The organism is Streptomyces sp. F001 (assembly GCF_004187715.1).
In the GTDB taxonomy this organism is placed as follows: domain Bacteria; phylum Actinomycetota; class Actinomycetes; order Streptomycetales; family Streptomycetaceae; genus Streptomyces; species Streptomyces flavusporus.
Genome location: NZ_QZWF01000038.1, coordinates 1 through 6,051 on the forward strand (window position 1 = coordinate 1; position 6,051 = coordinate 6,051).

Here is a 6,051-nt window from a genome sequence, read left to right on the forward strand (position 1 = left end):
CTCGCATCATCGCCGCCCACAACGCTCACTCCCTCGCCCTGGTCGAGAGCCTCACCGCGAGCTGAGCGGGTATGGGACCTGCACAGGTGGGGACCCGTGCGGCCCCCACGCATTACGCTGCCCTGACCACCGTGCTGTGTCGTTCGTGCTACGCGCTTGCGAGGAGCCCTCTTTTGGCCTGTGACCTGTGGCTGGTACCGCTCGTCGACGTGTTGTGCCACACCCCCGACAACCCGTTCGCCGAGGAACTCGCGCAATACAACAAGGTGCTCGCCGAGGCCGGGCTGCCGCCGGTGCCGGTGTACCAGTACATGCCGGGACTGTCCGGGGAGGTCGCCCCGGTGGCCGGCTTCGACTACGACGCCCTGCACTTTCTGCGCCGCGCCTACCTGCTCCAGGTCTGCGGGCTGCCGGTGACACCGGTGGACGAGCTCGGCGGCGACTACGAACAGCTCCTGGAGATGTTCGAGACGACAGCCCAGCAGTCACATCTCGTCTGGCACTACGACCACGCCGGGGCGTACGTCCCCGTCGACTTCCCGCACCCGCTCTCCGACGACGAACTTCTCGCGGGCGGCGGCCCGTTGGGCTCCTCGCAGTCACTGCTGCGGGAGCTGGAGTTCGTGGCCCCGTCGATCGGCATCGACCCGGCCAACCCTCCGGCCGCTCCCCAACCCCCTCTTGTTCCAACGGAGTTGGAGGAACCGGCGGTCCCCGCCCCGTACGACCCCAGCCCCTTCGCCCGGGAACGCCACGTCTGGCTGGGGCTGCACGCGGCGGCGACGCGGAGTCTCGCGCAGGGTTCGATGATCGTCTTCAGCTGAGGCCCTGCGGGGAGGACGCGGGCACTCCGGTGCCCTCCCCGCCAGGACCGCCGTCAGTTCTGCTCGACGATGCGGATGGTGCGAACGCCCGTGCCGCGGTAGCGGGTGGGTGTCCTCGTCAGGACGGGACGGCCGTGCGGCCACTCGACGGTGGGCAGGGCGAGGTGCAGCACGTGAGCGCCGCTCCAGTCCGGCTCGTCCTTGCCGGACGCGCCGTCGTCCCCGGCGGCCGCGGTCCGCAGGCGCTTGCCCACGGCGGTCGCTGCGGCGAAGTCGAGCCCTTCGATGTTGACGGACGGCAGCGAGCCGAGGTGCTCGGCCACCCCGGCTCGCTCCCGCTCGGCGGCGGCGAGGCTGAGCGCCGGGATGCAGACGCACAGGGCCGGGTCCTTCTCGGCCTCGACGACGAGCCGGGAGGCCATGCCGTTCCCCGCGCCGAGCGCGAGGGCGGCGGTGTCGTCGAAGATGACGGCCCGCGGCAGCGGGTATCGGTCCTTGTCAGTCACTGGACCTCCCCGATGCGCCCGGCCTCCAGGTCGGCCCACAGCTTCTCGCCGGCCTTCTCGTCCTCCTCGGTGTACGGCCTGCCGAGGAAGTGCTCCTCCACGTACGCCTTGGTCTCCTCGTACCGCTTGCGCAGTTCTTCCTTGGTGGGCGTGGCGCCGGCCAGCTCCGCCACGAGGTCCCGCATGCTCATCCCGCGATCCCGGGCCAGCTCCTGGAGGCGGTCTCGGACGGCGGGGTCGACCTTGATCGTGGTGTCAGGCATGAGGACAGTATACCGACGGTATACCACCTCGGGGCGTACGAGTGTGACGGTCATCGACACTCCGTTTCTTTCGAAGGGCCCGGCGCGCGGTTGCGAGCCGGGAGTCTGGGTGCCTACGCGGGCGCCGGCTGCCCGCGCAGCAGCGCGCGGGCCAGGGCGCCGCCCCGCCGGGCGGCTTCGCGGTAGGCGGAGGCGCCGGGCTTGCGGATATCGACCTGAACGGTCGTGACCGGCGGGGCAGTTGAGGCGTCGGGCCGCTTGCGGCGCAGACGGTTCTCGACGAGGGCGCTCGGCGAGAACACGCGCCGCGGCAGCCCGTCCGTCAGCGCCGCCCGCACCTGCGCGCTGCTGGCCCCCGCGTCCCACCACTCCTCGACCAGCGGCGCGAGCCGCAGTGCCTCGGTGGCGCCGAGTGTGAGCCGGGGCTCCGTACGGCCGAGGGAGCCGAGCAGCTTCGCGGCGAGCGCGGTGCGCTCGCTCGGCGTGGGCGAGTCGGGCGACGGCGGGGAGGGAGGTTCTTGTTCCCCGGTCTTTTCCCCCGAAGGGGGAGCGCCCGACGGGGTGGATTCCGACTCGCCGGAGGCCAGGTTCTGGGCTTCCTCGGAATCACCCGTTGGTGGCTCGTCCTCGTACGGAGTGTCGAACACCTCGTAGACGGTGGTGAGTTGGCCCGTCTCCCGGTCCTTGCGCACCACCCGCCGCAGATAACGGGATTCCTCCAGCTCATGCAGGGCGGCGGCGATCCGGGCCCGCCCCTCCTTGCGCTGTTCGGCGAGCGTGCGGATGGTGGCGCGGGCGCCGTTCGGGAGGCTGAGGAGGTACGTCAGTACGCCTACTGCGCACCAGGAGATGCTCCGGTCGCGGAGAAGAGCGTTGGAGAAGACGGAAAAGGCGCGCGTGGGCGTCGTACGATGAATACGCATCTGGAGAGTTGGCTCCGGGTGTCGAGCCCCCGGGTGTTGGCGCACCGCGGGGGCGTTTCTTTGGTGCGTTGTGCTGGCGTGACTCTATGGGCACGCAGAGCGACGAGCGCAAGCTGGAACTGGCTTTTCCTGGGCGGGAGTTCGCTTGATTCACTCCGGAGAGTGAAGGGCAGCCCGCAGGAGCAGCGGGTGGACCAGGCGGTCGGAGGTCGTCGGGCGGTAGCGCCAGGACAGGGGCCAGGTCAGGCCGTTGAGGGCCGGGACCGGGATGTACGAGATGTGGTTCGGACCGGCGGTGAGGCGAGTGACACCCGGGGGCCATGGGCGGTGGGATGCGCTGCCGACGGGGACGAGGAAGTAGACCCCTCTGTGTCCGGACTCCGTCTCTACCACGGGCCCGGGGTCGCCTCCGGTCATGCGGGCGAGGCGGTCGGCGAGGGCGCGGCCTTCGTCGCCGTCCACGCGCACCGCGTCGAACTGGACTCCCGCCTTGCGAAGTTGGATGCCGGTGCGGGGGATCCAATCCAGGTCACATTGCGTATTCATGGGGTCAGTGTCAGTGGCTGGGGCTACGGTTTTCCATGACTCTGAGTCGCCGGTCGGACACAGTCGGACAGGGGTGGCGGCCAGTTGTGACCGGTTGAGTTCGGTTGAGTTCGGGGGTGACCGCAATGGCGCGGGCAGAGAACAAGTCGGAGGCGGGCGGTACGGCTCACGTGGTCGCCGCTCTCGCGAAGGCACTGCGTGAGGAACAGCAGCTCTCACAGGAGCAGCTGGGCAAGAAGATCGGGTACACGGCATCGGCGGTGAGCGCGATGGAGACGTGTGCGCAGCCCGCGAGCGATCAGATGCTGGTGAAGTTGGAGGAGGTGATCGGAGGCGGGATGGGGGTCTTTCAGGAGGCGCGCAAGTGGATGCTGCTGGAGAAGTACCCGAAGCGCTTCCGGGGCTTCGCGGACATGGAGGCCGGGGCAATCACGCTCTGCTCCTACGAGGCGCTAGTCGTCGACGGCCTTTTCCAAACTGAGCCGTACGCGCGGGCGCTGATCGGCGGCAGCTACCCGCCGGTCTCCGAGCAGAAGCGGGAGGAGCTGGTCGAGGCCCGGCTGGCCCGCAGGAGGCTCTTCGATCGGGACCCTGCGCCGATGATCGAGCTGATCCTCGAAGAGAGCGTGCTGCGCAGGCCGTTCGGCAGCTGGGAGATCCTGCACGGGCAACTGCGCTCGCTCGCAGAGGATGCCCGGAGGGACAATGTCTGTGTGCAGGTGCTGCCAATGGACCGCGGGCTGCGCGGGACGTACGCGGGCGACCGCGGTCCCATGAAGCTCGTGGAGACCGCAGAGCACGAGCACGTCGTCTACATGGAGATCGAGGACCAGGGCATTCTGATCACCGATCCGGCAGAGGTGTCCCAACTGGCGCACCGCTATGCGAAGATCCGCGCACAGGCCCTGAGTCCCGACGACTCCCTGAGTCTCATCGAGCGGCTGGCAGGAGAGGAACGATGACCGGCACCGGAAGCCTTCGGTGGTTCAAGTCCACCTATAGCGACGGCGGCGGCGGCAACTGCGTCGAAGTCGCCCACGACATGGACTCCATCCACATCCGCGACTCCAAGAACCCCGCCGGCCCCGTCCTCACCGTCTCCGGTGAAGCCTGGGCGGCCTTTCTCGCGCTCCCGGACGCCTCCGCCACCCCCTAGCCCCGAAAGATGTGTCACTTCCGCCAGAACCGTCACATCTTTTCACGACAACACACCCACTCCGGGTGATCCGCGGCCGACTTCCCGGAATCCCCGCCCAGCCGCGCGACGCTGATCAACATGAGTGGATTCCTCAACGCCAAGCTGCCTCCCGGGACGGGCACAGTGCACCGGGCGACCCTGGACGCGCTCGCGCAATACGGCCCACGACGCGCCGGAATGACGCACATCGCGCGGCTCGCCGGCGCCAACCGGCCCTATCTCTACCGGAACTGGGCGAGCCGTGAGGCGCTGGTGCGAGAGGCCACCCGGCTGGAGCTGAAGCGCCTGCTGTACCTGGCCCGCGAGCTGGTCGCCCCCTCGCCGCCCCGGTGTCTCGAGACGCGCGTGGTGGTGCGCGCGGCGCGTCTGGTGCGGGAACACCCGGTCGTCAGGACCGTGGCCCGCACCGATCCGGAGCTGGTGCACACCGCGATCCTGCGACCGGTCACCGACTGGCACGCGATGGCATGGTCCTGGCTGCACGACCATGTGACGGGCCATCTCACCGCAGCCGCGGAGCGGGACAGCACCACATGGGCCGTCCTCACCACGGCGCTCCCTTACGCCCTCACTCCGCCTCCGGACTCCTCGGATCCCGGGGAACGCGCCGTGATCGACGCCCGGTTGAGTACGGCCGTACATCTCTGCCTCGGCGTCTCGCCCCCGTGCACCGACTGCGAGCCCTGAGCCCGCCGGCGTCAGTCGCAGGACGCGCGGTAGGACAGGTGCGGGAACAGCCGTTCCCACTGGTCCTTCGGGACGCTCAGAGGGTACGACTTGCACATCTCCGTGTAGAGGTGGTCGCTGTCGAAGTCCAGGACGTAGGTGCTCCGGTCGGCCAGGGAGCTGCCCCAGGTCCGCTCGATGGTGACCGCCATCCAGCGAGGGCCCTCGGGCAGGTCCGAGCGGGGTATGTGGACGTCCTCCGCGTTCGGCAGCTCGACGAACTCCGGGGTGTCCCACCTGCCGCCCGGGCCGACGGTCCAGATGCGGTACGGGTCGCCCGTCACCACGTGGCGGCCGTCCGGGGTCATGGAGATGGAGGAGACCGCACGGTCGAGCAGTAGGTCGTGCTTCTTCTTCGGATCGGCGGGGTCGGTGACGTCCCAGAACTCGACGGTGCCGTCGCTGAGCGCTGTCGCCAACTCCCCCTTGGCGGTGGGGAAGTAGCCGCCGGGAGCGCCGGGGATCCGGGCGCCCTCCTCCGGGTGCGCGGGACTGGACAGGTCCCACACGAGGATGTTGTCCCCGAGGTCCTCCGTGACGAGTTGCTGGGACCCGGCGTCATACATCGCGCCCTTCATCAGCGCCACGTCCTTGATGCGTCCTCCCTTGCGGGGTCGGGCCGGGTCGGAGAGGTCCCACAGTCTGAGGTGCCGTTTGTTCTCGACGGTCGCCAGTGAGCGGTCCCCGGCGAACCAGAGGTCTCCCGTGCTGAAGAGGCCCCCGCTGATCGGTGCGTCGACCGTGGCGACGCGTACCGGCTTCGCCGGATCCTTGACGTCGTACAGGGCGATGCCGCGTTCCTCCGCCGAACCCGCGGCCAGCAGCCGGCCGTCCGGGCTCACCACGACGCGCGGCACGTCGGCGGTGAGGTGGATGCTGCCGCCCCTTGTCGGCCCGCCCTCGGAGTCGAACTCCCAGAACTGGAAGGTGTGCTCCAGTCCCTTGGTCCAGTGATGAGCAAGGAGGACAGGCGTCTTGGGGCTGTTGAGGAAGTAGTTCGCCTCCCAGCCCTTCGGCAGTGTGTAGTGGACCCTCGGTGCACGGAGGTCACTGATGTCCCACACT

Annotated in this window: 9 protein-coding genes; 4 read left to right on the forward strand and 5 right to left on the reverse strand. The window is 69.2% G+C overall.

The genetic code is table 11. From position 1 onward, the window contains the following. Window positions 1–173 precede the first annotated feature (173 nt). Window positions 174–824 carry a hypothetical protein gene (locus StrepF001_RS40165; RefSeq protein WP_129803022.1) on the forward strand — a complete coding sequence of 217 codons (651 nt, stop codon included), beginning with the start codon at window positions 174–176 and terminating at the stop codon, window positions 822–824. Window positions 825–877: 53 nt separating this feature from the next. Here StrepF001_RS40165 and StrepF001_RS40170 read toward each other — a convergent pair whose 3' ends face one another. From StrepF001_RS40170 to StrepF001_RS40185, 4 genes are all read right to left on the reverse strand, one after another. Then, on the reverse strand, window positions 878–1,330 hold the full coding sequence (locus tag StrepF001_RS40170) for a hypothetical protein (RefSeq protein ID WP_129803023.1): 453 nt from the start codon (window positions 1,328–1,330) through the stop codon (window positions 878–880). Beyond that, on the reverse strand, window positions 1,327–1,593 hold the full coding sequence (locus tag StrepF001_RS40175) for a hypothetical protein (RefSeq protein WP_224739904.1): 267 nt from the start codon (window positions 1,591–1,593) through the stop codon (window positions 1,327–1,329). Before StrepF001_RS40175 ends, StrepF001_RS40170 begins: the two co-directional genes overlap by 4 nt. A 113-nt stretch (window positions 1,594–1,706) precedes the next feature. Beyond that, on the reverse strand, window positions 1,707–2,516 hold the full coding sequence (locus StrepF001_RS40180; RefSeq protein ID WP_129803025.1) for a hypothetical protein: 810 nt from the start codon (window positions 2,514–2,516) through the stop codon (window positions 1,707–1,709). A gap of 150 nt (window positions 2,517–2,666) precedes the next feature. After that, window positions 2,667–3,062: a hypothetical protein gene (locus tag StrepF001_RS40185; RefSeq protein WP_129803026.1), complete on the reverse strand. Its 396-nt coding sequence runs from the start codon at window positions 3,060–3,062 to the stop codon at window positions 2,667–2,669. A gap of 125 nt (window positions 3,063–3,187) precedes the next feature. Between StrepF001_RS40185 and StrepF001_RS40190 the strand changes: the two genes are divergently transcribed. From StrepF001_RS40190 to StrepF001_RS40200, 3 genes are all read left to right on the forward strand, one after another. Beyond that, window positions 3,188–4,024, forward strand: coding sequence for a helix-turn-helix transcriptional regulator (locus tag StrepF001_RS40190; protein WP_129803027.1), 837 nt, complete (start codon window positions 3,188–3,190; stop codon window positions 4,022–4,024). Then, the gene (locus StrepF001_RS40195; protein WP_129803028.1) at window positions 4,021–4,218 is read left to right on the forward strand and encodes a DUF397 domain-containing protein; all 198 of its coding nucleotides are present in this window, start codon (window positions 4,021–4,023) and stop codon (window positions 4,216–4,218) included. The genes StrepF001_RS40190 and StrepF001_RS40195 overlap by 4 nt, the downstream gene beginning before the upstream one ends. A 120-nt stretch (window positions 4,219–4,338) precedes the next feature. Beyond that, window positions 4,339–4,947, forward strand: coding sequence for a TetR/AcrR family transcriptional regulator (locus StrepF001_RS40200; RefSeq protein WP_129803029.1), 609 nt, complete (start codon window positions 4,339–4,341; stop codon window positions 4,945–4,947). Window positions 4,948–4,958: 11 nt separating this feature from the next. On the opposite strand, the gene StrepF001_RS46010 is transcribed toward StrepF001_RS40200, so the two are convergent. Further along, a partial coding sequence (locus StrepF001_RS46010) for a WD40 repeat domain-containing protein (protein ID WP_165396528.1) occupies window positions 4,959–6,051 on the reverse strand: 1,093 nt, incomplete at its 5' end.

Coding starts and splice junctions, on each gene's coding strand:
- StrepF001_RS40180 (WP_129803025.1), bottom strand. CDS start 2,516: ATGCGTATTCATCGTACGACGCCCACGCGCGCCTTTTCCGTCTTCTCC.
- StrepF001_RS40175 (WP_224739904.1), bottom strand. CDS start 1,593: ATGCCTGACACCACGATCAAGGTCGACCCCGCCGTCCGAGACCGCCTC.
- StrepF001_RS40190 (WP_129803027.1), top strand. CDS start 3,188: ATGGCGCGGGCAGAGAACAAGTCGGAGGCGGGCGGTACGGCTCACGTG.
- StrepF001_RS40200 (WP_129803029.1), top strand. CDS start 4,339: ATGAGTGGATTCCTCAACGCCAAGCTGCCTCCCGGGACGGGCACAGTG.
- StrepF001_RS40185 (WP_129803026.1), bottom strand. CDS start 3,062: ATGAATACGCAATGTGACCTGGATTGGATCCCCCGCACCGGCATCCAA.
- StrepF001_RS40195 (WP_129803028.1), top strand. CDS start 4,021: ATGACCGGCACCGGAAGCCTTCGGTGGTTCAAGTCCACCTATAGCGAC.